Source organism: Curtobacterium oceanosedimentum, assembly GCF_040545555.1.
GTDB lineage: Bacteria > Actinomycetota > Actinomycetes > Actinomycetales > Microbacteriaceae > Curtobacterium.
Map to the genome: position 1 here is coordinate 24,211 of NZ_JBEPMD010000015.1, position 24,981 is coordinate 49,191.

27 protein-coding genes and 1 tRNA gene are annotated in these 24,981 nt (G+C 72.8%); 12 read left to right on the plus strand and 16 right to left on the minus strand.

Annotated elements, in window-relative coordinates; translation table 11 throughout:
- Positions 1-37 precede the first annotated feature (37 nt).
- Positions 38-421, plus strand: a complete 384-nt coding sequence (locus ABIC52_RS14030; protein ID WP_209680239.1) for a hypothetical protein — start codon at positions 38-40, stop codon at positions 419-421.
- 59 nt (positions 422-480) lie between these two features.
- On the opposite strand, the gene ABIC52_RS14035 is transcribed toward ABIC52_RS14030, so the two are convergent.
- The 4 genes from ABIC52_RS14035 to galU form a co-directional block, all read right to left on the minus strand.
- A tRNA-Ala gene (locus ABIC52_RS14035) sits at positions 481-556 on the minus strand.
- Between the two features lie 94 nt (positions 557-650).
- Positions 651-1,781, minus strand: a complete 1,131-nt coding sequence (locus ABIC52_RS14040; protein WP_354027626.1) for a hypothetical protein — start codon at positions 1,779-1,781, stop codon at positions 651-653.
- Positions 1,782-1,910: 129 nt separating this feature from the next.
- Positions 1,911-2,570, minus strand: a complete 660-nt coding sequence (locus ABIC52_RS14045) for a GNAT family N-acetyltransferase (RefSeq protein ID WP_126891990.1) — start codon at positions 2,568-2,570, stop codon at positions 1,911-1,913.
- A gap of 89 nt (positions 2,571-2,659) precedes the next feature.
- The gene (gene galU / locus ABIC52_RS14050) at positions 2,660-3,550 is read right to left on the minus strand and encodes a UTP--glucose-1-phosphate uridylyltransferase GalU (RefSeq protein WP_126891991.1); all 891 of its coding nucleotides are present in this window, start codon (positions 3,548-3,550) and stop codon (positions 2,660-2,662) included.
- A 113-nt stretch (positions 3,551-3,663) separates the two neighbouring features.
- Here galU and ABIC52_RS14055 point away from each other — a divergent pair, with 113 nt between their 5' ends.
- Genes ABIC52_RS14055 through mscL form a run of 3 tightly spaced genes read left to right on the plus strand, consistent with a single transcriptional unit; the run spans position 3,664 to position 5,091 of the window.
- Positions 3,664-4,248 (plus strand): 5-formyltetrahydrofolate cyclo-ligase, encoded by a 585-nt coding sequence (locus tag ABIC52_RS14055; protein WP_126891992.1) that lies wholly within the window; start codon positions 3,664-3,666, stop codon positions 4,246-4,248.
- 1 nt (position 4,249) lies between these two features.
- Positions 4,250-4,534: an FmdB family zinc ribbon protein gene (locus ABIC52_RS14060; RefSeq protein WP_126891993.1), complete on the plus strand. Its 285-nt coding sequence runs from the start codon at positions 4,250-4,252 to the stop codon at positions 4,532-4,534.
- Between the two features lie 56 nt (positions 4,535-4,590).
- Positions 4,591-5,091 (plus strand): large conductance mechanosensitive channel protein MscL, encoded by a 501-nt coding sequence (gene mscL / locus ABIC52_RS14065; protein WP_126891994.1) that lies wholly within the window; start codon positions 4,591-4,593, stop codon positions 5,089-5,091.
- Between the two features lie 102 nt (positions 5,092-5,193).
- Here mscL and ABIC52_RS14070 read toward each other — a convergent pair whose 3' ends face one another.
- On the minus strand, positions 5,194-5,778 hold the full coding sequence (locus ABIC52_RS14070) for a CDP-alcohol phosphatidyltransferase family protein (RefSeq protein ID WP_126891995.1): 585 nt from the start codon (positions 5,776-5,778) through the stop codon (positions 5,194-5,196).
- Positions 5,779-6,180: 402 nt separating this feature from the next.
- On the minus strand, positions 6,181-10,008 hold the full coding sequence (locus ABIC52_RS14075) for an AAA family ATPase (protein WP_354027627.1): 3,828 nt from the start codon (positions 10,006-10,008) through the stop codon (positions 6,181-6,183).
- Positions 10,009-10,121: 113 nt separating this feature from the next.
- Between ABIC52_RS14075 and ABIC52_RS14080 the strand changes: the two genes are divergently transcribed.
- From ABIC52_RS14080 to ABIC52_RS14090, 3 genes are all read left to right on the plus strand, one after another.
- Positions 10,122-11,009 (plus strand): HpcH/HpaI aldolase/citrate lyase family protein, encoded by an 888-nt coding sequence (locus ABIC52_RS14080; RefSeq protein ID WP_174234740.1) that lies wholly within the window; start codon positions 10,122-10,124, stop codon positions 11,007-11,009.
- A 9-nt stretch (positions 11,010-11,018) separates the two neighbouring features.
- Positions 11,019-11,504 carry a DUF6264 family protein gene (locus tag ABIC52_RS14085; protein ID WP_354027628.1) on the plus strand — a complete coding sequence of 162 codons (486 nt, stop codon included), beginning with the start codon at positions 11,019-11,021 and terminating at the stop codon, positions 11,502-11,504.
- Between the two features lie 117 nt (positions 11,505-11,621).
- Positions 11,622-12,497, plus strand: coding sequence for an aldo/keto reductase (locus ABIC52_RS14090; protein WP_354027629.1), 876 nt, complete (start codon positions 11,622-11,624; stop codon positions 12,495-12,497).
- 72 nt (positions 12,498-12,569) lie between these two features.
- Here ABIC52_RS14090 and ABIC52_RS14095 read toward each other — a convergent pair whose 3' ends face one another.
- Positions 12,570-13,076 (minus strand): hypothetical protein, encoded by a 507-nt coding sequence (locus ABIC52_RS14095; RefSeq protein WP_126891998.1) that lies wholly within the window; start codon positions 13,074-13,076, stop codon positions 12,570-12,572.
- A 105-nt stretch (positions 13,077-13,181) separates the two neighbouring features.
- On the opposite strand from ABIC52_RS14095, the gene ABIC52_RS14100 reads away from it, so the two are divergent.
- Positions 13,182-14,147, plus strand: a complete 966-nt coding sequence (locus ABIC52_RS14100; protein ID WP_354027630.1) for an NAD(P)H-quinone oxidoreductase — start codon at positions 13,182-13,184, stop codon at positions 14,145-14,147.
- A gap of 6 nt (positions 14,148-14,153) precedes the next feature.
- On the opposite strand, the gene ABIC52_RS14105 is transcribed toward ABIC52_RS14100, so the two are convergent.
- From ABIC52_RS14105 to ABIC52_RS14130, 6 genes are all read right to left on the minus strand, one after another.
- Entirely contained in the window at positions 14,154-14,894 is a 741-nt protein-coding gene (locus ABIC52_RS14105) for an amino acid ABC transporter ATP-binding protein (RefSeq protein WP_126892000.1), read from the minus strand.
- Positions 14,891-15,769, minus strand: coding sequence for an amino acid ABC transporter permease (locus ABIC52_RS14110; RefSeq protein WP_250367976.1), 879 nt, complete (start codon positions 15,767-15,769; stop codon positions 14,891-14,893). Before ABIC52_RS14110 ends, ABIC52_RS14105 begins: the two co-directional genes overlap by 4 nt.
- Before the next feature lie 4 nt (positions 15,770-15,773).
- Positions 15,774-16,595, minus strand: a complete 822-nt coding sequence (locus tag ABIC52_RS14115) for an ABC transporter substrate-binding protein (RefSeq protein WP_126892002.1) — start codon at positions 16,593-16,595, stop codon at positions 15,774-15,776.
- Positions 16,596-16,677: 82 nt separating this feature from the next.
- The gene (locus tag ABIC52_RS14120; protein ID WP_354027631.1) at positions 16,678-17,193 is read right to left on the minus strand and encodes a cupin domain-containing protein; all 516 of its coding nucleotides are present in this window, start codon (positions 17,191-17,193) and stop codon (positions 16,678-16,680) included.
- Entirely contained in the window at positions 17,190-18,695 is a 1,506-nt protein-coding gene (locus tag ABIC52_RS14125) for an amidohydrolase family protein (RefSeq protein WP_354027632.1), read from the minus strand. Before ABIC52_RS14125 ends, ABIC52_RS14120 begins: the two co-directional genes overlap by 4 nt.
- On the minus strand, positions 18,692-20,392 hold the full coding sequence (locus ABIC52_RS14130; protein WP_354027633.1) for an adenosylhomocysteinase: 1,701 nt from the start codon (positions 20,390-20,392) through the stop codon (positions 18,692-18,694). Before ABIC52_RS14130 ends, ABIC52_RS14125 begins: the two co-directional genes overlap by 4 nt.
- Before the next feature lie 91 nt (positions 20,393-20,483).
- On the opposite strand from ABIC52_RS14130, the gene ABIC52_RS14135 reads away from it, so the two are divergent.
- From ABIC52_RS14135 to ABIC52_RS14145, 3 genes are all read left to right on the plus strand, one after another.
- Positions 20,484-20,747, plus strand: coding sequence for a glutaredoxin family protein (locus tag ABIC52_RS14135; RefSeq protein ID WP_058749273.1), 264 nt, complete (start codon positions 20,484-20,486; stop codon positions 20,745-20,747).
- A gap of 125 nt (positions 20,748-20,872) precedes the next feature.
- Positions 20,873-21,148, plus strand: a complete 276-nt coding sequence (locus tag ABIC52_RS14140) for a GlsB/YeaQ/YmgE family stress response membrane protein (protein ID WP_066656492.1) — start codon at positions 20,873-20,875, stop codon at positions 21,146-21,148.
- A 164-nt stretch (positions 21,149-21,312) separates the two neighbouring features.
- Positions 21,313-21,780: a hypothetical protein gene (locus tag ABIC52_RS14145; RefSeq protein ID WP_354027634.1), complete on the plus strand. Its 468-nt coding sequence runs from the start codon at positions 21,313-21,315 to the stop codon at positions 21,778-21,780.
- 81 nt (positions 21,781-21,861) lie between these two features.
- On the opposite strand, the gene nadE is transcribed toward ABIC52_RS14145, so the two are convergent.
- The 3 genes from nadE to ABIC52_RS14160 all read right to left on the minus strand — a co-directional run bounded on the left by nadE (position 21,862) and on the right by ABIC52_RS14160 (position 23,321).
- On the minus strand, positions 21,862-22,689 hold the full coding sequence (gene nadE, locus ABIC52_RS14150) for an NAD(+) synthase (protein WP_126892403.1): 828 nt from the start codon (positions 22,687-22,689) through the stop codon (positions 21,862-21,864).
- 76 nt (positions 22,690-22,765) lie between these two features.
- The gene (locus ABIC52_RS14155; RefSeq protein WP_209680277.1) at positions 22,766-22,933 is read right to left on the minus strand and encodes a hypothetical protein; all 168 of its coding nucleotides are present in this window, start codon (positions 22,931-22,933) and stop codon (positions 22,766-22,768) included.
- A gap of 259 nt (positions 22,934-23,192) precedes the next feature.
- The gene (locus tag ABIC52_RS14160; RefSeq protein ID WP_274542778.1) at positions 23,193-23,321 is read right to left on the minus strand and encodes a hypothetical protein; all 129 of its coding nucleotides are present in this window, start codon (positions 23,319-23,321) and stop codon (positions 23,193-23,195) included.
- Between the two features lie 387 nt (positions 23,322-23,708).
- Between ABIC52_RS14160 and ABIC52_RS14165 the strand changes: the two genes are divergently transcribed.
- Complete coding sequence (locus ABIC52_RS14165; protein ID WP_126892402.1) at positions 23,709-24,845, plus strand: AI-2E family transporter; 1,137 nt, start codon at positions 23,709-23,711, stop codon at positions 24,843-24,845.
- Positions 24,846-24,981 lie beyond the last annotated feature (136 nt).

The window sequence follows — 24,981 nt, forward strand, 5'->3', positions numbered from 1 at the left end:
TGGCAGCACACCATCCACCGGAAGGATCCGACCGAACATGCCCGAGAGCCACGACTTCTTCGTCGCCGCCGATCCCGAATCCACCCGCGCCACCGTCCGTGACGCCCTCGTCCGCGAGGGCTACACCGTCGCCGACGGCGACCAGGGCACGCTGCTCGCCACCCGCGGCAGCCTCGGCCTGACCCTGTTCGCCGGCGGGCTGCTGAACGACCGGACCTTCCACACGCGACTCGACGTACAGCTCATGGTCGCGCCCGACGGCCGGACGGTCGCGCGACTGCTCCGGGGGTCGGGCCGGTCGGCGGTCAAGGGCGGTGCCCTCGGCGTGGCGCGGGGCAATCGGGCGTTCGAGCAGGCCGCGAACGCGATCCACGCGGCACTCGCGCAGGCCGGCGTCCTGACGGACAGCATCCCGAGCTGAAGCGTTCGCCGCCGGGAACGACGAAGGGCCACCCGATCGGGTGGCCCTTCGCTGCTGCTTGGTGGAGCTAAGGGGATTCGAACCCCTGACCTTCTCATTGCGAACGAGACGCGCTACCAACTGCGCCATAGCCCCAAGTGCTCGACCACACTAGCACCACCGGGAGCGCGAACCGAAATCGGCTCGCCACCGCCGGGCGCGCCGCACTCCAGAACACCGGAGGGGCGTGTCAGACCGCGCGGCGCCGACGCATGACCGCATCGAGGTCGGTCTGCTGGTAGGCCTCGTCGCCGATGACGCCCATGCCGGCCCAACGACTCGGAGCCGCCGGCTGCTCGGGCTCCGGCGCAGCCGTCGCGTCGGCCACCGCGGGAGCAGGAGCTGTGGCAGCAGGAGCGGCGGGGCGGGACGCAGCAGCGGGCGCGCGCAGGCCCAGCCGCTCCGCCAGACGGCCCTGGTCGTGCGCGGACAGCGACGCCGCGGCGTCCTCGACGTCGGAGCGCATCCGCGACACCCGCGCGAGCGTCGGGTCGGTCTCGCCCGCCCGGATCGCAGCTGCCTCGGCCTCCGCCTCGGCCTTCGCCTCGGCCACGCGCTCGCGGAGCCGCGCGGCGAGCTCGGCGGACGACTCGGGCGACGCAGCGGGGACGGCGGGCCGCTCGACGTACAGGGGCTTCGGCACGCGGGCCGGGGTCCAGCTCCGGTCGCGGGCGGGCTCGGCGGGCTGCTCGGTGGACAGCGGCGGCGCCGGGTCCGTCCACGCGGTCGACGGCCGGGAGGCACGGGTCGCCTCCGTAGCGCCCGCCGCGGCACGCGCCTTCCGCGCCTGGGCCACCTGGTGCAGCTGTGCGAGGACCGCTGCGGACCCACCGGCGGCGACGAGCCCGGCGACCCCGACGAGCCATGCGCCGGGGGCGACGACGAAGACGACCGCCGCGACGACGACACCGAGCGTCCCGAACAGGGTCGCCCCGAGCCGGGAGCGCCGCATCCGCATGGCGGTCAGTGCAGGGACCGAGGACGCCCGCTCGAGCTTCGGCTGCTGCTCCGCGAGTCGCCGGGTGATCTCACGCTGCCGCGCGGCCTCGTGCGCACGGACGATCGCGGCACGCTTGGCCTCCTCGGACCGGGCGACGCGCTGCGCCTCGGCGAGGGACTTCGCGTTCATCTCGACCCGGACCTCGTCGGGGAGCTCGGCGGTCTGCGCGAGGATGCGCAGCGTCTGCTGCAGCCGGATCGCGTTCCGTTCGGTGGCGAGGTACTGCCGACGGGCCGCCCACGACGGCATGAGGTAGACGACCCAGAGCACGGCCGCGATGAGCAGGACGATGCCGCCGCCCCAGGAGCCGATACCTGCCATGGGGACACGGTAGGGGTGCGGGTTCCCCGGACCGCCCATTGCCGGACGCGTGTTGCGCGAGTCGCGGCGGAATCCGTGGGCGGTGGGGCGAGCCTCCTGGCCGGTGCGTCGGCGTGACGGGGCGGACCGTCAGATGCGCGGTCGGGTGTCGAGCGGTGTCGCGGCCTCGTCGCGGGCGGCGGCGGGCACGCTGCCCGCACCGGGCGGGACCCGGCCCGCGACCCAGCGGTCGAGGACGCCCTCGCGCACCTCTTCTGCGACGAGGGCGAAGCAGAAGTGGTCGCGCCAGTCGCCGTTGATGTGGATGTACCGGCGACGCAGGCCCTCGAAGCGGAAGCCGAGCTTCTCGACGACGCGCAGGCTCGGTGCGTTCTCCGGACGGATGCAGATCTCGATGCGGTGGATGCCGACGACACGGAAGCAGTGGTCGACGGCCATCGCGACCGCGATCGGGGTGACGTTGTGACCGGCGGCACCCTCGACCACCCAGTAGCCGATGGACGCACTCGCCAGCGACCCGTAGCTGATGCCGGACACGTTGAGCTGACCGACGAAGCGGCCGTCGAGCTCCATCGCGAACGGCAGGCCGAGTCCGGCGCGGGCGTTCGCCTGCAGTGCGCGGATGCTGCCGCGGACGTCGGTGGAGACGTGCCCGGAGGGGTTGGTGGCCTCCCACGTCCGCAGCCACGAGCGGTTCGTGGCGAGGGCGACGTCGAGGTCACGGGTGTCCCGGAGCCGGAGGGGCCGGATGGTGACCCGCCCGTGGGACAGGGTCGGGATCGTCGTCATCGCTGTGGTTCCTCCGGTGCCCGGCGGTCGGCCGGGTGGACGCACGAACGGGCCCGGGGCGGACCCCGGACCCGTTCGTGACGGGGTGGCTACTCTCCCGCGTTGAAGTCCTTCAGCCAGGCCTTGAGGTCCGGGCCGAGGTCGTCGCGGTCCGAGGCGAGCTGCACGATCGCCTTGATGTAGTCCAGCTTGTCACCGGTGTCGTACCGGCGTCCACGGAACACGACGCCGTACACGCCGCCGGTCCACTCCTCGGCACCCGCCATCTTCATGAGCGCGTCGGTGAGCTGGATCTCGCCGCCCTTGCCCGGCTCCTGCTTCTCGAGGACGTCGAAGACCTCGGGGCGGATGACGTAGCGGCCGATGATGGCCAGGTTCGAGGGGGCTTCGCCCTGCGGGGGCTTCTCGACCAGGCCGGTGATCTTCACGACGTCGTCGGTGTCGGTCTCCTCCACCGTCGCGATGCCGTACATGTGAGTCTGCGACTCGGGGACCTCGAGCAGCGCGACGACCGTGGCGTTCTTCTCGCCCTGGACCTCGATCATGCGCTTGAGCAGCGGGTCGCGGGCGTCGATGATGTCGTCGCCGAGCAGCACCGCGAACGGCTCGCGACCGACGTGCATCTTGGCGCGGAGCACGGCGTGCCCGAGACCGAGCGGGTCGCCCTGGCGGACGTAGTGCATGTCGGCGAGGTCGGTCGACTGGTTGACCTTCTGGAGCTTCTCGTGGTCGCCCTTCTTCTTGAGGGTCTCCTCGAGCTCGGCCACGTGGTCGAAGTGGTTCTCGAGCGCGTTCTTGTTGCGCCCGGTGATCATCAGGACGTCGGTCAGGCCGGCGGTCACGGCCTCTTCCACGACGTACTGGATGGCCGGCTTGTCGACGACCGGGAGCATCTCCTTCGGCATCGCCTTGGTCGCGGGGAGGAAGCGCGTGCCCAGCCCTGCCGCCGGGATCACCGCCTTCGAAATCTGGAAGCCCATGCCGACGAACGTACCGGACGGCCACTGAGCCAGGACATGGGCCTTTCGGGGGACACGGCATCGCGCGAGCCACGGCGGGATGCCGCAAACCCGCACTCGCTAGACTCCCCGCCATGACCGCCGACCTCGGGAACGAGAAGCGCGCCCTGCGAGCCGAGCTCCGGCAGCGGCGGCGCACCCGGACCACGACGGAGCGCGACACCGACACGACGGACCTGACCGCGACGCTGCAGCGCTTCGTGGAGGAACGGCAGGTGCGCTCGCTCGCGCTCTACCTGTCGGCGCCCGACGAGCCCGACGTCCGACCCTTCCTGCGGTGGGCCCAGGAGCAGGGTGTCCGGGTGCTGCTGCCGATCACGCGCGAGGACGGCCTGCTCGACTGGGCCGTCGGCGACGGGGTCTCCGAGCAGCAGGGGCTGCACGGCATGCCCGAGGTCGTCGGCGAGGTGCTCTCCCCGCTCGCGCTCGGTGACGTCGACGCGATCCTCACCCCGGCCGCGGCGGTCGGGCACGACGGGTGCCGGATGGGCTGGGGTCGGGGCTACTACGACAAGACGCTCGGGTCGATGGCGAACCGGCCGCCCGTCTATGCTGTGATCTTCGACGCGGAGTACCTCGACGAGGTCCCGCGCGAGGCCCACGACGAACCCGTCGACGGCATCATCACGCCGTCGCGCATCATCACCTTCCGGAGCTAGGGTGCCCACCTACTCGTACCGCTGCACCGAGTGCGACAACGCCTTCGACGTCAAGCAGTCGTTCTCCGACGCCACCCTGACCGAGTGCCCCGTGTGCGGCGGCGCCCTGCGCAAGGTGTTCTCGCCGGTCGGCGTCACCTTCAACGGTGGCGGCTTCTACCGCACCGACTCACGGTCGACCCCGAAGAGCGAGGGGTCGTCGGGCTCCTCGTCGTCGTCGAGCACGCCGGCGAAGGCGGAGCCGAAGAAGACCGAGTCGAAGCCGGCCGCACCCAGCGCCTCCTGACGAGGGCTCGTCCCCGTCGGTACGGTGGGGTCTCCTCGACACGGAAGGAGGCCCGCGTGAAGGGCTTCAAGGAGTTCCTGCTCCGCGGGAACGTCATCGACCTGGCGGTCGCGGTCGTCATCGGTGCAGCGTTCACGGCCATCGTGACCGCGATCGTGAACTCGCTCATCAACCCCCTCATCGGCGCGGTCTTCAACGCGTCGAGCCTGGACAAGGCACTCATCGTGTCGATCCCCACCGTCTCCGGGGGTTCGGCGAAGATCCTGTTCGGCGCGATCATCGGCGCGGTCCTGAACTTCGTGATCGTCGCGGCGGTCGTGTACTTCGCACTCGTCGTGCCCGTCAACCGGCTCAAGAAGCTCGCGTTCGAGCGGGTGCAGCAGAACGAGGAGCAGACGCCGCAGGACGTCCCGCCGACGGACGTCGAGGTGCTGCTCGAGATCCGCGACCTGCTCCGCACGCAGAACGGCGTCGCAGCGGACTCGGGCGGTGGCGCGCACGTCGCACCGTCGACCGCTCCCGAGGGTCCGGGGATCGCCGGCTCGACGAAGCTCTGACCGTCTCGCAGAACGCAACGTGGGCGGTTCCCCGCAGCGGTGTACCGCTGCGAGGAGCCGCCTTCGTTGCGTTCCGCGGAGGAGGAAGACCGGTCGGGGTCGTCAGGCGGTGCGGGCGACGGCGCGGTGCTTCGCGGTGAGGGCCCGGGCGTACTGCACGCCGGCGATCACGTGACCGATCGTGCCCGCCCAGACGAACACGAGCGCGAGCACGCGGATCCAGTCGTGCTGCGACGCCCAGGACGTCGACGAGAACAGCAGCAGCGGCAGGCCGACGAAGAGCAGCGCCGAGCGGACCTTGCCGGTCCACGTGACGTCGAGGTCCGGGTTGCCGCGGAACCACAGGCCGGACAGCAGCGCGAGCACCGCGTCCACGAGGACGATGATCGCGACGCTCGGCCACGGGAGCAGCCCGACGAGCACGAGCGACAGCACGATCGCGATGATCGCCAGGCGGTCGGCGATCGGGTCGAGGGCCTTGCCGAGCTTCGAGCCCTGGTCGAACCGTCGTGCGATGAAGCCGTCCGCCCAGTCGCTGACGCCGAGGACGACGAGCGTGACGAGCGCCCACCCGGGGTGCCCGGACACGACGAAGCCGATGAACACCGGGATGAGCAGGAAGCGCACCAGCGTGATCAGGTTCGGCCACGTCTGCCAGTCGGGTCGCTGCCGCGCGGTGTCAGTCATCGTCCCCAGGCTACCCGTCACCAGTGCGGGGGCACGTCGCGCAGGAGCTGGGCGTCGTTCTCGCCGTCGCGGTGGCGGGCCGGTTCCGGCGGCGCGGCCGGGTCGTAGCCCGGCACCGGCGCGGTGGTGACGCGCCTGGTGCGGCGGGGCGCGCCTCCCGGGCGACCGGTCGTGTCGGCGCTGGCGCCGGCACCGGCACCAGCGCCCGCACCGGTTCCGGTTCCGTCATCCGCGGAACGGACGGGAGGCTCGTCCTCCGTCACCTCGTCGGCCCGCGTCCACGAGCCCACCAGCTGGTCCGTCTCCGCCGTCACCGGACCGGCCGCGCGGGACGCGCGCCGGGACCCGCTCACCGGCGCGCTGGGCCCGACGTGGGCACGCCGGGGCGGAGATCCGACGTGCTCACCGGCGGGCGGGGATCGGCGGGATCGAGATCTCCTGCGTGGCACCGCGGTCGACGCCGAGCACCGACGCCACCGTGTCCGCGACGCGGTCCGGGTCGGAGAACAGCTGGAAGGCGTGCACCCGCACGTAGTGCCAGCCGAGACGACGCAGCACCTCGGGGCGGAGACGCAGCGACTCGCGGAGCGAGCCACGGACGAGCGACGCGTCGGTCTCGATCGTCACGCAGACGCCGCCGTGTGCGGCCACCAGGCCGAGCTTGCCGCGGTGCCCGAGCGCGACGGGGATGCCGCGCATCTCGAGGCGCCGGGCGAGGTCGACGAGCAGCGGGTCGGAGTCGTCGGGCACGTACTCGGCGGCGGTGCGGGCGCGGACCTCGGCGAGGATCTCGGCCAGCGCGACGGTGCCGTGGCCCATCCGCTCGGCCTCGATGTCCGACGGCTGGAAGCACGTGACGATGACCATCGAGCGGCGCGCCCGGGTCATCGCGACCGCGAGCAGGCGCTCCCCGCCGGGCTTCCCGAGCGGACCGAAGTCGCGCAGCACGCGCCCGTGCGGCGTCCGGCCGTAGCCGATCGAGAACACGACGCGGTCGCGGCTCTGCGCGACCGACTGCTCGAGCGTCGCGACGATGAACGGCTCGGCGCGGTCGCCGATGACGAACTCGGTGAGGTCCTTATGGCCCTGCGCAGCGGTGAGGACGGCCTGCTCCACGCGGACCGCGTGCTTCGCCGACGCGGTGATCACCATGAGCGACTCGGTCGGCCGGGTGCGGGCGTGCTCGGTGACGAGCCGGACGACGCGGTCCACCTCGGCGTCGACGCTCTCGACCGCTCCCGAGTCGGGGTCCGGAACGGCCTTGCCATCGCTGACGTAGTCGATCGCGATCGAGCCGTGCCCGAGGAACGAGCCGGCCCACGGGAGCGACTCGATGCGCCCGCCGTAGAAGCGACGATTCACGAGCTCGGCGAGGTCCTCGCCGCCGGCGCGGTACGACCGCGTGAGCGACAGGGTCGGCAGGAGCGTCGAGAGCTTCGCGAGCGCGGAGTCGGCGTGCAGGGCGTCGAGGGTGCCCTCGTCCACCTGCAGCGCGCGGTGGTCGGGGTCGACGGCGGTCCGGAAGGGCGACGGCGTCTGCGTCACCGGGTCGCCGAAGACGACGGTCTGGCGGGCACGACGGACGGCGCCGACGGTCTCGGCGATGGTGACGGCACCGGCGTCGACGAGGATCACCGTGTCGAACGGCATCGTGTCGGCGATCTCGGGCACCTCGTACGGCGACGCGAGCCACACCGGGGCGATCGACCGGGACAGGTGCGGCGCGGAGTCCTGCAGCAGGCGCGAGGTGATCGCGCCCTCCTTGAGCTGCGTCTTCAGCGCCGTGGCCTCGTCCGGCCAGTCGACGAGTCCGACCTTCCAGTTCTCGGCGAGCTGCCACGCCAGGCCCTGGGAGACCCCGGCCGCGTGCGCGTCGTCGACGAGCCGGAAGTCGGCCTCGACCCGGTCGAGCATGTCGGTGTTGCCGCCGAGCAGCGCCCGGTCGGACTCCAGCATCGTCTCGAGCGCGGACTGCCACCAGGCGAGCTCGAGCTCGGCCGGCACCTGGGTGTCCGGCACGTGGCGGTTCGCGAGGTCGGTGATGAGCGGCTCGAGCTGCAGGTCCCGCAGGGTCTGCATGAGCTCGGTGCGCTCCTGCAGGTTGTGCAGGACGTCGGACTCCTCAGCCAGGCGGGCGACCGTCGGGACGAGTTCGTCGATCGGCAGGTTCGCCAGCTGCTCGTCGCGGGCGGTCCGGCCGAGGGGCTCGTCGAGCCGGGCCAGGTCCTGCACCACGTTCGAGAAGAGCACCTGCACGTCACCGATGCCGGTGGGCACCTCGGGATTCACGCCGGCGGCGACGTACCGCTGCCAGAGCACGCGCTGCTGCTGCACACGGGTGAGCGCCTCGTGCAGGTCGGACACGTGCACGCCCGGGCGGACGTACTCACGGGCGAGCTTCTTCAGCCGGCGACGGTTGGTCGACGACATCGGCGCACCCTCACCGCGCGGGGCGGTCGCGGCGACGAGCTCCGACACCGACCGGTCGAACACGACGGGCAGGAAGCGGTCGAGGGTGTCCCGGATCTCGGTGAGCAGGCGGAGGTAGATGCCGAGCTCGTTGATCGTCGTGAACTGCCGCATGTGCGTCGACGCCACGAGGTCGTGCGCACGCCGCAGGAGCGTCGGCAGGCCGTCGGCGTCGAGGTCCTTCGCGGTCTTGTGCGCCCGCTGCGCGCCGTCGCTCGAACCGAACTTCGCGCCGTACCAGGGCGAGTCGTCCGGGCCGTAGCGGAACTCGCCCAGGTTGGCGGCGCTGACCATCGTCTCGGCGACGCGCGAACGCCCCGCGACCATGCTCGTCACGGACCGCTTCGACAGGCGCGCGGTCGTCGACGGCGGAACCGGCAGGAGCGAGAGGCGTGACAGCTCGACCAGGCAGTCGAGCACCGAGACGCCGAAGTCCGGGTCGACGCGGGTCAGCGAGCCGCGGTAGTCGGTCAGGACCTTGCGGAGCCGGACCAGTGCGTCGTCGACCTCGCGGAGGTTCGGGCGCGCGGCCTTCTCGTTCCGCGCGATGGCCCGGACGACGTCGCGGCGCAGGGTGCCGGGCGTCACGGCGACTCCGGGCAGCTGCACCTCGGCGAAGCGCGCGGCGATGCCCCGCAGGGTCGCCCGGCGCGGGCTCACCACGAGGACGCGCTTGTTCGCGGCGACCAGGCCACCGAGCGCGTTGACGATCGTCTGCGTGCCGCCGGTGCCCGGCAGGGTCTTCACGACGATCGAGTTGCCCGCCGTGATCTGCGCGATCACGTTCTCCTGCTCGTCGTCGGCGTCGAGCAGCAGCGTGTCGGTCTCCGGGCTGCGCTCGTCCGACGGGGTCTGCTCGACCGGGTGGTACGACTGCTCGACCTGCCACTTCGCGCTCGGGTTCCCGGCGAGGGCGTCGAGCACCGGGTGCGACAGGTCGCCGGTGTCCTCGACCATGCCGCTGGCCACCTCGGCGAAGGTCGAGACGACCAGGCGCGCGTGCACGGAGAACCCGGGGATGTGCGCGGTCAGGCCGCGGAGCCGGTCGATGACGGGGTTCGGCGTGAACGAGCCGTCCTGCTGCGCGAGCGCGACGAACGACTGGGCGTCGAGGATGACGCCGTACTGCTCGTGCAGTGCGTCGGCGAGACCCGGGTTGAGCACGGGCTCGCCGAGCAGGCGGACCTCGAAGTCACGGCCGTGCCGACGGATCGCGAGCGGACGGAGCAGCACCGGGCCGCGGAAGTGCTCGTCGCCGTGCTGCCAGTCGGCCATGCCGATGCCGAGCTTCACCGCGTCGATGCCGCGCACGGTGGCGAGCTCGGTGCCCTTCGCCTCGACCTGGGCGGCGGCGACACGCGCGGCGCGCAGGGCGACCTCGTCGCGGATCAGGCTCGACAGGAGCGTGGTCTTGCCGGTGATGAACTGTGCGAGTCCGCCGGGGTGCGTGGTGGAGAGCTCGATCCGGGCGCGCGGGTGGTCGCTGAAGTGCGTGAGCGGGCTGGTGCCGCCGACACCGGTCAGCTGCGTCCGCCAGGCGTCCCACGTCGGCTCGGCGGCGTTGCCGGCCTGGAGGCGCGGGTCACCCAGGCTGATCGCCTGCGGGCTCGTGAGCTGCAGTTCCGGCCGCAGGGTGCGGTCCGGCTCGTCGGGCCGGTCGCCCTCCCGCTGCTCGCGTCCGCCCGTGGGCGCGTCGGCGCCCTGGACGGGGACGTCGTCATCCGCGTCGTCCGCGCCGTCGGTCACCCTGTCTCGCCACACATCCGACACTGTAGGCGGAAGCGAGCGGCCTCCCTGGCAATGACCCGACGTTTCCGGCTTTCCGTGCGGGCCCGGCACCTCGTCCGACCAGCCGGTGTGGTACCAACGTGGGCATGGCCATCGACGACCGCACCGCCCCGTCCGCCCCTGCACCCTCGTCGGCCCGGCCGGACCGGCGCCGGTCGGTCCCCGCCGAGATCTCCCGGTCGTGGCTCCTCGTGCCCGGCACCGCCGCCGACCGCTTCGAGCGGGCCCAGCGGTCGCGCGCCGACCAGATCATCCTCGACGTGGAGGACGCCGTCGACCCCGCCGCGAAGCCGGGAGCCCGGACGACCGTGGCCTCGTGGCTCGCCGGCGGGGGCGAGGCCTGGGTGCGCATCAACGACGTGACGACGGACTTCTGGGCGGACGACGTCGAGGAGCTCCGCGGGCTCCCGGGCCTGCAGGGCGTGATGCTCGCGAAGACCGAGTCGCCGGCGCAGGTCACCGACACCTGGCACCGGCTCGGCGGCCACACCCCGGTGATCGCCCTGGTCGAGTCGGCGCTCGGGATCGAGGAGGCCACGTCGATCGCGAAGGCCCAGGGCGCGTTCCGCCTGGCGTTCGGCTCGGGCGACTACCGCCGCGACACCGGCACCTCGGCCGACACGCTCGCCATGGCCTACCCGCGCTCGCGGCTCGTCGTCGCCTCGCGCGTGGGCGACCTGCCCGGTCCGATCGACGGCCCCACGGTCGGCTCGGCGCACGCGATCCTCCGCGAGCAGTCGCAGGTGGCGGTGTCGCTCGGCCTGACCGGCAAGCTCTGCCTGGACACGGAGCAGCTGCCCGTCATCAACGAGGTCATCTCCCCCACGCCGACCGACGTCGCATGGGCGCAGGACTTCCTCGACGACTTCGAGGCCCGCGGGCAGGTCATCCGCGACGGCTCCGACCTGCCGCGGCTCGGCCGCGCGCAGAAGATCCAGCGGCTCGCCCGGGCCTTCGGCGTCGAGGCGCGGTAGACCGGACGCATGACCTGGTCGAACCCGTCCCCTCCGTCCGGTCCGCAGTCCGGCCCGTCGCAGTCCGGCGCGGGCAGCACCGAGCGCGCCGAGTGGGTCCGCGGCGGCACCACGCTGTTCCCGGCCGGTCGGATCGCCGACCGGGTGTCGACGGTCCTGCTGCTCGCAGCCGGTGCCCTGCTCACGATCCTCACCGTGGTCATCGGGATCATCGCGGTGGCGTCGGCCACCGCGGGCTGCGACGCGGCAACCGGGTGCTCGCCCGGCCGGTTCCTCGGCGGGGCGGCCATCGCCGCGGGCGGGTCGTTCGTGATCGGGGTCGCCACCGTCGTGCTCGCGATCGGCGCCTGGGTGCGTCGACGCTCGTCGTTGTGGATCGCCGCGCTCGGGTTCGTCCTGGCGATCGTGGTCGTCACCTGGGGCGGGGTCGTGTTCGCGCAGGCCACCGACCCGACGACGGGTGCCGGCCAGGTGACCGCCCTGCAGCTCCCCTAGCGGCGCACCTGACGGACGGGAGGCGCGTGGCGGGCCGCCACGCGCCTCCCGTCCGTCCGTCCTGTCCGGACGACGCACGCTGGGCGTCGGACCGGACGTGCGGCGCATGCTGGGCGCATGAAGCAACGAGTCATCGGAGACGTGTCGGTCAGCGCCATCGGACTGGGCGGGATGCCCATGTCGATCGAGGGGCGCCCCGACGAGCGACAGGCGATCGCGACCATCCACGCGGCCCTCGAGGCCGGCGTGACGCTCATCGACACCGCCGACGCCTACCACCAGGCGGCGAAGGACGAGGTCGGGCACAACGAGGAGCTCATCGCGAAGGCGATCCGCGAGTTCCACGGCGACACCGACGCGGTGCTCGTCGCGACGAAGGGCGGCCACCTGCGGCCGGAGCCGGGCGCCTGGGCGCAGGACGGTCGGCCGGAGTACCTCAAGGAGGCCGCGAAGGCCTCGGCGAAGCGGCTCGGCGTCGACGCCGTCGGCCTGTACCAGTTCCACCGGCCGGACCCGTCCGTGCCGTACGCCGAGTCGGTCGGGGCGCTCGCGGAGCTCCTCGACGAGGGCGTCATCCGGATGGCCGGCATCTCGAACGCCGACCCGGACCAGATCCGCGAGGCGAACGAGGTCCTCGGCGGCCGACTGGCCTCGGTGCAGAACCAGTTCTCGCCGGCGTTCCGGTCGAGCGAGCCGGAGCTCGAGCTCTGCGACGAGCTCGGGATCGCGTTCCTGCCGTGGAGCCCCCTCGGCGGCATCGCGAAGGCGGCCGACCTGGGCACCGCGTACGAGGACTTCGCCGTCATCGCCCGCGAGCGCGACGTGTCCCCGCAGGTCGTGGCGCTGGCGTGGGAGCTGCAGAAGAGCGACGTGGTCATCCCGATCCCGGGAGCGTCGCGGCCGCAGTCGATCCTCGACTCGGTCGTCGCGGCGACGGTGAAGCTCCGCGACGAGGACATCGCCCGCCTGGACGCTGCCCGTCCGGCGGTCTGATCCGCACCGGACCCCCGCACGACGACGCCCCGTCCACCGATCGGTGGGCGGGGCGTCGTCGTGCGCGTCCGGTCAGGACAGCGGGCAGACCGTGCGGAAGTCGTTGCTCGCGGCCTCGAGCCCCTGCACGGACGCCGAGAACGCCGTCGTGTCCGCCGAAGCCGGGTCCTGGGTGATCGCCTCGACCTGGGCGAGCAGGTCGCGGTACGCGGCCTGGAAGGCCTCCGCCTTGGGCTTGACCTCGGCGTTCTGCACCGACGAGACCCCCTCGGCCACGGACCGGTCGAGCTCGTCCAGCTTCGCCAGCGCGGCCGCCGGGTCCGCCTGCAACTCGGTCGACTGCTCCTGCAGGTCCTTCGCGGCGGCCTCGACCTTCGACTGGAACACGGTGCACGCCTCCTCCTTGCTCTGGGACGCGGCCTCGGGCGTCGCAGACTCCGGCGCAGCGCTCGCCGAGCTCGCCGACGGACCAGCCGCGGCGCCGTCGTCGTCCGAGGCCCCCGAGCCTCCGGCCGAGCAGCCGGCGAGCAGTGCGACGGCGAGCGCCGCGGTCGCGACGGCGATGGTCTTCCTGGGCATGTGTGTCCCCCTGTCCACGTCCGCGCTCCCGGACGGGCGCGGATCCGCTCCGACGCTACAGGTCGACCGTGCAGGGTGCCGCCGGGTCCGGCGTAGCGTCGAGGCATGCAGGCGATCACGGCACACGACGGCGGACTCCGACTCGACGAGCACCCGGACCCGGTGGCGGGCCCCGGCGAGGTCCTCGTCGAGGTGGCGGCGGCCGGGGTGAACAACGCCGACCTGCAGCAGGTCGCGGGCAACTACCCGCCGCCGCCCGGGGCGTCCGAGGTGCTCGGGCTCGAGGTCTCCGGGACGGTCCGCGCGCTCGGCGACGGCGTGGACGGGTTCGCGGTGGGCGACCGGGTGTGCGCGCTGCTCTCCGGCGGTGGCTACGCGACGCTCGTGGCCGTGCCCGCGGCGCAGGTGCTGCCCGTGCCCGACGGGGTGGACCTGGTCGAGGCCGCGGGCCTGCCCGAGGCGGCCTGCACCGTGTACTCGAACGTGGGGATGATCGCGGGGCTCCGACCCGGGCAGACCCTGCTCGTGCACGGCGGTACCGGCGGGATGGGCTCGCACGCCGTGGTGTGGGCCAAGGCGCTCGGCGCGCGGGTGATCGCGACGAGCGGTGGGGAGCGGAAGGTCCGCGCGTCCCGGGAGCTCGGGGCCGACCTGGTGGTGGACCACCGCACCGAGGACTTCGTCGAGCGGGCACTCGACTTCACCGACGGCCGCGGGGTCGACGTCGTGCTGGACGTCGTCGGGGCGGACTACCTGGCGAAGCACCTCGAGGTGCTCGCGCCGAACGGGCACATCGCCGTGATCGCGGCGGGCAGCGGGCAGAAGGGCGAACTGGACTTCGGGGCGATGATGCGGAAGCGCGCGACCATCAGCGCCACCACGCTCCGCGCACGCCCGCTCGACGAGAAGGCCGCGATCGTCGCTGCCGTCCGCGAGCACGTCTGGCCGCTCGTCGCCGACGGCAGCGTCCGACCGGTCGTCGACTCGGTGCTGCCGCTGGCGGAGGCCGCCGAGGCGCACCGCCGGGTCCGCGACGGCGAGGTCATCGGCAAGGTGCTGCTCGCCGTGTGACCCGGGTCAGGCGTGGACGCGGGACAGGAACTCGACGAGCGCCGGGTGCTGAGGTCGGTCGAGCACGTCGGCCGGTGCGCCCTGCTCGACCACCTCGCCGCGGTGCAGGAACACGATGCGGTCGGCGACGTTCCGCGCGAAGGACATCTCGTGCGTCGTCATCAGGATCGTGGCGCCCTGCTCCTTGAGCTCGCGGACGAGGTCGAGCACCTCGCCGACGAGCTGCGGGTCGAGGGCACTCGTCACCTCGTCGAGCAGGAGCAGCTCCGGCGAGGTCGCGATCGCCCGGACGACCGCGACGCGCTGCTGCTGCCCGCCGGAGAGCCGGTCCGGGTACGCGTCGGCGAACTCGGCGAGGCCGATGCGCTCGAGCAGCCGACGGGCGGTGGCCTCGGCCTCGCCCCGTGCGATGCCGTGCACCCGTCGGGACGCGAGCGTGACGTTGTCGAGCACACGCATGTGCGGGAACAGGTTGAACTGCTGGAACACCACACCGATCCGGGCGCGGGTGGCGTCGACGTCGGTGCGCGGGTCGGCGATGTCCGTCCCCTGGAGCAGGATCTCGCCGTCGTCGATGCCCTCGAGCAGGTTCACCGTCTTGAGCAGCGTCGACTTGCCGGAACCGGAGGCCCCGATGACGCAGATGACCTCGTGGCGGTGCACGGTCAGGTCGATCCCCCGCAGGACCTCGTGCTCGCCGAACGTCTTGCGCAGTCCGCGCAGTTCCAGGACCACCGACTCGCTCACACCGTCCCCCCGATCTGCTCACGACGCTGCTGCCGTCGCGCGATGGCGTCCGTCACCCGGATGAGCGGGAGGCTGATCACGACGAACAGCAGCCCCGCGACGAGGTACGGCGTGAAGTTGTAGGTCTCGGCCTGTGCGATCTGGGCGCTCCGCACCGCGTCGACGGCGCCGAGGATCGACACCAGGCCGACGTCCTTCTGCATCGAGACGAAGTCGTTCATGAGCGCCGGGGTGACCTTGCGGATCGCCTGCGGCAGCACGACCAGCCGCAGCGTCCCGGCGTGGGACAGGCCGAGCGACCGGGCGGCCAGGCGCTGGGACGGGTGCACGGCCTCCATGCCGGCCCGGAGCACCTCGGCGACGTAGGACGAGTAGGTCAGCACGATCGCGATGGTGCCCCAGACCTCCGGGGGCTGCCGCGGGAAGATGCCGAGCCCGGGGATGCCGAAGCCGACCAGGTACAGCACGATGATGAGCGGCAGCCCGCGGAACAGGTCGGTGTACGCGGTGGCGAGCATCCGCAGCGGGAAGAACACCGGGTTCCGCAGGCCGCGCACGACCGCCAGCAGGGTCCCGAGCACCGCGACGCCGATCGCGCTGAAGAACAGGATCCGGATGTTCAACCAGAGCCCGAGCAGGACAGCCGGGAAGGTGTCGATCGCGGTCTGCGGGTCGAAGAACGACTGCTGCACCGCAGCCCAGCCCGGGGTGTTCACGACACCGAGCCAGACGACCGCGATCACGACGAGGGTCGAGACGACCGAGACGACGACCGAGCGGCGGCCGCGCTGCCGACGGTAGAGCCGGCGTTCGAGCTCGACCTGGCTCGGCGCCGGGGCGGTCACCGGGGCGCCGGCACCTGCTGGGGCGGTCACCGGGTCACTTCAGGACGGGGGTGTTCGTCTCCGAGGAGAGCCACTTCGTCTGCAGGTCGGCGAGCGTGCCGTCGCTCTCCATGGCCTTGAGCGCCTCGTCGACCTTGCTCGTCAGCGCGGAGCCCTTCGGCAGCACGAAGCCGAACTGGTCGCCGGAGCCGTCCTCGGGGAACTGCGCCGACACCGTGCCGTCGTCGAGCTGCGCGGCGGCCATGAAGAAGGCGGTCGGCAGGTCGGTGACGATGGCGTCGATCTGACCCGACTTGAGCGCCAGCACGGCGTCGTCGTTCGAGTTGAACACCTGCGGGGTGACGCCGAGCACGTCCTTCACGGAGCTGATGCTCGTGGAGCCGGACGCGACGCCGATGGTGTCCCCCTGCAGCGCGGCGACGGTGGTGTCCTTCGCGGCCTTCGAGTCCTTCGTCGTCACGACGGCCTGCGTGGTCGTGTAGTACGGCGTGGACATGTCGACGGCCTTCTTGCGCTTCGCGTCGATCGAGAACTGCTGGACGTTGAGGTCCCAGTCCTTCGGGCCGGGGGCGATGGCGCTGTCGAAGGTGCTGCGCTTCCAGACGACGTCGCCCTTCGCGTAGCCCATCTCCTTCGCGACGGCGTATGCCACGGCGGACTCGAAGCCCTTGCCGGACTGCGGGTCGTCGTCCTCGACCCACGGCGAGTACGCCGGCTGGCCGGTCGCGATCGTGAGCTTGCCGTCGGTGACGGTGCCGTCGCTCCCGGTGCTGCCACCGGCGGAGCAGGCGGCGAGCGCGAGGGCGGCGACCGCGGCGGTGGCGACGGCGAGGGAGAGACGGCGGGTGCGGGTCACGGGGTGGCCTTCGTCAGGAGGGTCGGGGGCAGTCGCAGTGTACTTCGTACTGGGATACCAGCGCGAAGCGGATGAACGCTCGCTACTCGGGAGCGGAAGCGCCGTCCGCCATCGTGAAGTCGTCGAACGAGAAGCCCGGCGAGACCATGCAGCTCAGGAGCACCTCGCCGTCACCGGGCAGCGTGCGCTGCCAGACGCCGCCGCGCACGAAGGCCTGGGCGTCGTGCAGCCGGTGCCGTCCGGCGTCCGGGCCGAGGGTGATGCGGTCGCCGGGCTCCGGACGGTCGCCGGACCCGCCGAGCTCGAGCACGACGGTGTCCGGCCCGTGCCACATCCAGATCTCGTCGCTCGTCACGCGGTGCCAGGCCGAGGCCTCGCCCGGGGGCAGCAGGAAGTGGATCAGGGTCGCGGCGGGGCGCTCGCCCGCCGGGGTGTCGACGGCCGAGGGCGAGGTCCACGTGCGGACGTACCAGCCGCCCTCGGGGTGCGGCTCCATGCCGAGGGCGGCCGCGCGCTGCGGGACGTCGAGCCACTCGATCAGGTCGCCGCCGACCGTGCGGCGGGCGACCATGCCGGGGCGGGGTGCGGTGTCGGTCATCGTTCCTCCTGGGGACGGACGGGGTCGGGGACGGCAGCCGGCGCAGGCACGCCAGCAGGAGCAGGGACGGCAGCCGGCGCAGGCACGCCAGCAGGAGCAGGGACGGCAGCCGGCGCAGGCACGCCAGCGGGAGCAGGGACGGGCGCGAGCGCGGGGACGGCAGCGGGCGCCGCCGGGTGCACGGTGCCGTCGGTGGCGCGCACGACGCCGCGGATCACCGTGGCGACGACGCGGCCGGCCCCGTCCTCGACGAGCTCGGCGAGCGCATCGGGCACGGTCCGGGCGTCGACGTCGAACACGGCCAGGTCGGCACGTGCCCCGACGGCCAGGTGTCCGACGCGGTCGGGCCCGACGGCGAGACCCATCGCGTGGGCGCCGCCGAGGGTCGCCGCTGCGAGCAGCCGCTCGTGCAGGTCACGGTGCCCGTAGCCCTGGGCCCGGGCGATCCGGTGCAGCGCCGTGACGTCGGCCATCGGGTCGAGGGACGGCGACGACGACAGCGAGTCGGTGCCGATCGCGATCGGACTGCCCTCGCGCAGGTAGTCCGCCACGGGCGGCGGATCGAGGCCGATGACGGCGTTCGACCGCGGGCAGAGCGCGACCGCGGTGCCGCGCGCCCGCAGCAGCGCCCGGTCCGAGGCCGTGACGTAGACGCCGTGCGCGATGTGGCAGTCGGGTCCGAGCACCCCCAGGCGGTCGACGAACGCGGTGGCGCTGGCGCCGAACCCGAGCGCGCGCATGGCCCGGAAGGACGGCACGTTCGCCAGGTGCCAGTCCGCGGTGTGCCCGATGCCGTCGACCCCCTCGAGCCCCGGGACCGGCCCGAGCGCGACCCGCTCCCCCTCGAACGCCGCCTCGCCCAGGTGCAGGTGCAGGCGGAGGCCCCGCTGGCGCACGATGTCCGGCAGTTCCAGCAGCGGTGCGACGTCGAGGGAGTACGGCGCGTGCGGCGACAGCCCGGCTCCGGGCGTGGTCGGGATGCGGGCGAGCTCGTCGAGCACCTGGGCGCGCCCGTGGGACTCCCACGCCGCGTTCTCCCAGTCCATGACCTCCCAGTAGGCGATGCCGCCGAGGCCGTGCTGCTGCAGGACGTCGGCCGCCTCGATGTCGGTCACCACGTCCGCGATGCTCGTGACGCCCGCCGCGATCGACGCGAGGGCACCCGCGGACGCCTCCGCCCGCCAGTCGTGCGGGAGCGCGTAGTCCACGTTGAACGCGGCCGCCCAGTCCTCGAACCCCTCGTACTGCCGCTGGCCGACACCGGACATGCCGGTGTACTGCAGGTGCGTGTGGGCGTTGACGAGACCCGGCAGGAGGGCGCCCCGCCAGCGGCGCTCCGTCCAGGGGCGTCCGGCGGCGTCGAGCTGGTCGACCACCCACGAGCGGTCGCCGACGTGCAGGATCCGTCCGTCCTGCACCGCGACTGCACCGTCGGCGATCGGCGGTGCCGTCATCGGCACGACGACGCGCGCCGAGTGCACCACGACCGACGTGGCCGTCACCGGGGCGTCCCGAAGCGGTGCGTCCGGACGTCCGGCTCGCGGTCGGCGGGCTGCTCCGCGATCCGGCCGGGAGGCGCGACCCGGCTCCCCCAGGCGGCGAGCGCGACGCGGGCGGTCGCCTCGTCCACGGCCGGATCGACCGGCACGACGGCGCGCGGGAGCTCGTCACCGCGCTCGAGCAGCATCCGCAGGGCGCCGAGCTGCACCGCGAAGGACAGGTCCATGATCTCGACGGGGTTGCCCTCGGCCGCGCTCGTGTTCACCCCGCTGCCGCCGGCGAGGACGAGCACGTGGTGGCCGTCCGGCCAGGTCAGGCGCTCCACGTGCCGCGCCACGGTCGTCCGGACCGCGCCGGCGCCGTCCGCGACGGTCAGGGCGACCTCGTCGTCCACACCACCGGCGACCGACACCACCGCTCCGGCGGCGCAGGCCCGCAGGACCTCGTGGTCCACGGTGTCCGCGACCCCGGTGGCGCTCACCACGAGGTCGGCATCGCGGACCGCGTCGACGAGCGGTGCGACCGCGTGCCCGGCGAAGCGCGCCTGCAGGGCGCGGATCGGGTCGACCTCGGCGACCGTGACCCGGAAGCCGAGCGCGACGAGGACCTGGGCGACCCCCTCGCCGACGGGACCGAAGCCGGCGACGACCGCCGTGCCTCCCGGCCGGACCCGGTGCGCGCCGGACGGGAGCGCGTCGACCAGGTCGAGGGTCGCGAACACCGTCGACTGACCCGTGCCGAACCGGTTGTCGAAGCACGTCTTGGCGCGGGCGTCGTTCACGGCGACCACCGGGATGCCGAGCGCTCCGCGGTCGGCCATGACGCGGAGGGGCCGGAGGCCGCTCGTCGTCTCCTCCGCAGCGCCGAGCATCGTCGGCAGCAGCTCCGGCCGCTCCTGGTGCGCCAGACGGATCAGGTGCGAGCCGTCGTCGAGCAGCACGTGCGGGCGGGTGTCGAGCATCGCGAGGGCGAGGCGGTGCTGCTCGGCGAGCGACGCGGTGCTGTCCGCGTGGACCGGCAACCCGGCACGGCGGAGCACGTCGGCGACCGCGTCGTCGGTCTCGTCGGCGTGGGCGTACACGACGACCTCGGCACCCGCGTCGCGCAGGAGCAGGCTGAGCACGGCGGTCTTCGGCTCGAGGACCATCGCGACGCCGACCCTGGTGCCGCGGAGCAGTCCGCCGTCGCGGAGTCCCGCGGCGATCGTGCGGGCGACCGGCATGTGCCGGCGAGCCCAGCGGATGCGCGCCTCAGCGGCCGGGTCGTCCTCCGGTTCCCGTCCCGTGGACACGAGGAAGACGTCGTCGGAGTGCGTCGGGACGGCGAGCACGCCCGGGCGGGCGGGCGCGACCGGCCCGAAGGCGTCCTCGTCGACCGCGGGTGCGTACCGGCCGGCGTCCACGACCACGAGGGTGCTGCCGCGCGGGCGGTCTGCCTCGCGTTCGACGGCGACGGTCGACTCGTCCGGGTCGCCGAGGCACCAGAGCTGGTCGACCGGTTCGGGATCAGCGGCGTCCCGGCCCGTGGCGGTGCGTGCGCCGAGCCCGGTGAGCAGCGCGACGAGCGCGGCGGCGTCGCGGGGGTCGCCGCCGAGCACGCGGACGGTCCGGCCGGCGACGAGCAGGTTGGTCGCCGCGGCGAAGCGGCGGACGGCCGCGGAGGCCCAGGCGGCCCGCTCGGGGTCGGGTCGCTGCGGCATGGGGCCATCGTAGGGGGCGCGAGGGTCGGCCCGGTGTCGACGACGGCGGCCCGCGGGAATGTCCGGCTGCCGTCGGACGTACTGTGAGGACATGACTGATGCGACGTTCGACAAGGTGACCATGTTCGGCGCGGACTGGTGCCGCGACTGCCGACGGTCGAAGGCGCTCCTCGACCGGCTCGGGGTCGACTACGACTACGTGGACGTCGAGGCCGACCTCTCCGCAGCCGACCGTGCCGAGGCGATCAGCGGCCGCAAGAACATCCCCGTCGTGGTGCTGCCGAACGGCAAGCACTTCGTCGAGCCCTCGGACGCCGAACTGCAGGCCGAGCTCGAGGCCACCGGGGCGGTCTGACCGGCAGCCGAGGCTGCGCCTCCACGCAGGCTGTGAACACGCTGGGGAAGACCGGAGTTCAATCGGGGCCGACCACGACCGCGGACACCCCCGGACCGCGGCGGGTCTGACACAAGGAGGACACCGTGCTCGGTCTCATCATCAGCCTCATCATCATCGGCCTCATCGCTGGCGCCCTCGCCCGGCTCATCATCCCCGGCAAGCAGCACATGTCGATCCTCATGACGATCGTGCTCGGCATCATCGGCTCGTTCGTCGGCGGCTTCCTCGGCTTCCTGATCTTCCAGCACGACCCGATGGACGGCTTCTTCCAGCCGGCCGGCATCATCGGCTCCATCATCGGTGCCGTCATCGTGCTGTTCCTCTACACCCGCTTCGCCGGTCGGGGCGCGCGCCGCTGATCGCCTCGGCGTTCCGCTGACCGACGCGGGGGCGCCGGGTACGGACTCGAACGACCCTGGACCGAGACGGTCCGGGGTCGTTCGTCGTTCCGGGACACGAACGAGGAACCGGGGGGGACAGCGGGCTGACGGTCGCACACCGGCCGGGGCGTAGCGTCCCCGCCATGACCGACGAGAACGAACGCCCCCGTCCCGAGGACGACGCCGCACGGCTCGGACTCGTCATCGTCGGCGAGGCCGCCGCCCTGCAGTCCGGGGACGACGCCTCGCTCGACGCCAGCGAGGAGAACATCCGCGAGACCGTCGACAGCATGGTCGACGAGCCGCTCACGCCCCGGCAGGAGGAGGTCGTCGAGCGGCTCGCAGCGGCCGGCGGAACGCTCACGGCCGGGTTGAGCGGGGCACTCGCTGCCAAGACGGGCGGCAAGGTCGAGGACGTGCTCGAGGGCGCAGCACGCAGTGTCGTCTGGCAGCAGCGACTGGCGGCTGAGCGCGAGGCGCTGCAGGGTCAGCCGCAGGAGTCGGCGGACGGCGGAGCGGTCACGGAGCCCCGCGACGACCGCCGCGACGACACCCGCGAGGACGCCGGCGCCCAGCAGCGACGCAACGACGACGGGCGCGACCGGGGCTGATCCCGACCGCGACACGACGGGAGGCGCGGTGCAGGTCGGACCTGCACCGCGCCTCCCGTCGTGTGGTTCCGCGGAGCGCGCCTACGCGCCCTGCTGCCACCAGCTGTCGAAGGGCGTCGCGGGCACGCGACGCTTGTGCTCGGTCGCGCGGTACCGAGCCTCGATCGCCTCGGCGACCTCGTCCGGCACGTCGTGCCCCTGCAGGTACGCGTCGATCTCGACGTAGGTCAGCCCGAGGTTCGCCTCGTCCGTCTGGCCGGGCAGGTCGTCGAGCAGGTCGGCCGTCGGCGCCTTCTCGTACAGGCGTGCCGGCGCACCGAGGTGCTCGAGGAGCTGCCGCCCCTGGCTCTTCGTGAGTCCGGTCAGGGGTGTGAGGTCGACGCCGCCGTCGCCGTACTTGGTGAAGAAGCCCGTCACGGCCTCGGCCGCGTGGTCGGTACCGACGACCAGCAGCCCACGCTGTCCGGCCACGGCGTACTGCGCGACCATCCGCATGCGCGCCTTGACGTTGCCCTTCACGAAGTCGCTCAGCGCGACGCCGGAGGTCGAGGTGTCCTGGACCACGCCGTCGACACCGTGCTCGATGTTCACGACGATGCCCGGGTCGGCCGCGATGAACTGCAGGGCGAGCTGCGCGTCGTCCTCGTCCGCCTGGACGCGGTACGGCATCCGGACGGTGACGAACTCGGCCTCGCGGCCCTCGGCGCGCAGGGACTCGACCGCGAGCTGGGTGAGTCGCCCCGCGAGCGTCGAGTCCTGGCCGCCGCTGACCGCGAGGACGTAGCCCTTCGCGCCGGTCGTGGTCAGGTAGTCGCGCAGGAACGCGACGCGGCGGGCGACCTCCTGCTCGGGGTCGATGGTCGGCCGGACGTCGAGGTCCGCGGCGATGGTGGCTTGGAGTTCACGCACGCGTCGATTATCCCGCTGCTCCTGCGCGCAGGACCGGATTCACCGGGAGCACGCGGCTGCCGTTCACCCGCTGGACTCAGGCGACCGTGGGCGTGGTGGGGTGCCGGATGGTGTTGTCGTGGTCGGCGCCGATCGCGCACGTGCAGATCACGCGCAGCATCTCGTCGGTCCGGGTGAGCCGGAAGCGTTCGACGTGCGGCGGGCCGACGTGACGGTCGAACGGATGGGTGTCGTGGTCGTGCACGTCGGGTCCTCCCTGATCCGGGGTCCCGCTGGTGAGACGGGACGGGGCACGGAGCCCTTGCGGAGGATCATGCACGCAGGTGCGCCGCACCGCGAGTCCCCCGTCCGGGGGACCGCGGCGGGCCTGGTCGTCACGTCAGGCCTGGCGGCCGGGCCGCCGCGTCAGACCTGCTGACCTGCTCGCCGCGTCAGACTTGCTCGCCGCGTCAGACTTGCTCGCCGCGTCAGACCTGCTCGCCGCGTCAGACCTGCTCGCCGCGTCAGACCTGCTCGCCGAGGAAGTCCGCGTACGAGGGCTCGTCGTGCTCGGCGCCGACGGGCACGGCGGCGTCGGAGGTGCCACCGACGCGGTCGGCGATCAGCTCGGCGACCTCGTCGGGGGAGCGCATGCCGTGACGGTGCCAGTCCTCGGTGGGGCGGGGCGTCACGAGAGGACCTGCAGGGTCGTGGCGGAGAAGGTCGAGACGGGGGTGCGGGTGTGCCCCGCCGGGAAGTCGAGGTGCGTGGAGCACGGGTACGTGGCGGTCATGAGGACCAGCCCTTCATCGAGGTGTTGCTCACCTCGGATCCGACCGGGTCGTCCCGCTGTGCCAGACCTCGCAGACCGCGAGGGCATCGTGACGACGGGACCCTGTGAGTGAACCCGGTGACTCCAGCGTAGAAGCGAGGTCGGAGCGCGTCCAGGTCGATGCGCTTAGCGGCGTCCCCGGACGTCACCGGCCGCGGGTCGGCTGCGTCGGTAGCGTGGAGGCTCCGCACCACCACCGAGGAGCCCCATGCCCCTGTTCGGCAACCACACCACCCCCGCAGACGCGACACCAGGTCCACTCACCCGCAAGTGGACGGACGGGTTCGGGAGCCTGGCGACCCGGTGCCTGCAGGTGATCATCGTGCTCGTGATCGCGATCGGCATCGTCTACGCCGCCGCGACCCTGAGCGTCGTGACGATCCCGGTGCTCCTCGCCCTGATCATCGCCTCCGCCATGCACCCGGTCGTGTCCTGGCTCCGTCGTCACAAGGTGCCGTCGGTGCTCGCGACCCTCGCGGTCCTGCTCGGCGTCCTCGTGGTCCTCGGCCTGGTCGGGTGGCTCATCGTCGTCGCCGTGATCGCCCAGTGGCCCGACCTGCAGAAGTCCGCGATCAGCGGGTTCCAGCAGCTGCAGGACACCGTCGCCCACCTGCCGTTCTCAATCTCCGACCAGCAGGTCGACCAGGTCGTCGACGGCGTGCAGGGCTTCCTGACCAGCTCGCAGTTCGGCTCCGGCGCCCTGGCCGGGGCGTCCGCCACGGCGAACTTCCTGACCGGGCTCGTCCTGATGATCGTGGTGCTGTTCTTCTTCCTCAAGGACGGCCCGGCGATCTGGGAGTTCCTCCTCCGTCCGTTCACCGGCGCCCGGTACGAGCGCGCCCGTCGCGTCGGCGACCGGGTCGTGCAGACCCTCGGCGGGTACGTCCGCGGAACGGCGAGCGTCGCAGCCGTGGACGCCGTCGGCATCGGCGTCGGCCTGGCGATCGTCGGTGTGCCGCTCGCACTCCCCCTCGCCGTCGTCGTGTTCATCACCGCGTTCATCCCGATCGTCGGCGCCACCGCCGCGGGCATCCTCGCCGCGCTCGTCGCCCTCGTCGCGAACGGCCCCGTGGCCGCGCTCATCGTGGTCGGCATCGTGGTGCTCGTGAACCAGCTCGAGGGCAACCTGCTGCAGCCGGTGCTGATGGGCAAGACGCTCAAGCTGCACGGCCTGGTGATCCTGATCGGCCTGACCGCGGGCACGGTGCTCGCGGGCATCACCGGCGCGATCATCTCCGTGCCGCTCCTGGCCGCGGCATGGGGCGCCGTGCAGGTGTGGGGCGGGCCGGACCTGCCGGCGGAGCCGTGGCGGCAGAAGCGTCCGGAGACGGCCGAGCGGCGGTAGACGCCCCCACGGGACGCAACGGGAGGCGCGGTGCCGGACGGCACTGCGCCTCCCGTTGCGTCGTGGGGCCCGTCGGCGTCGCGGGCCGGCTGCTCCGTCGGCGTGCCGTTCGCGACGTGACACGCGTCGTTCGACG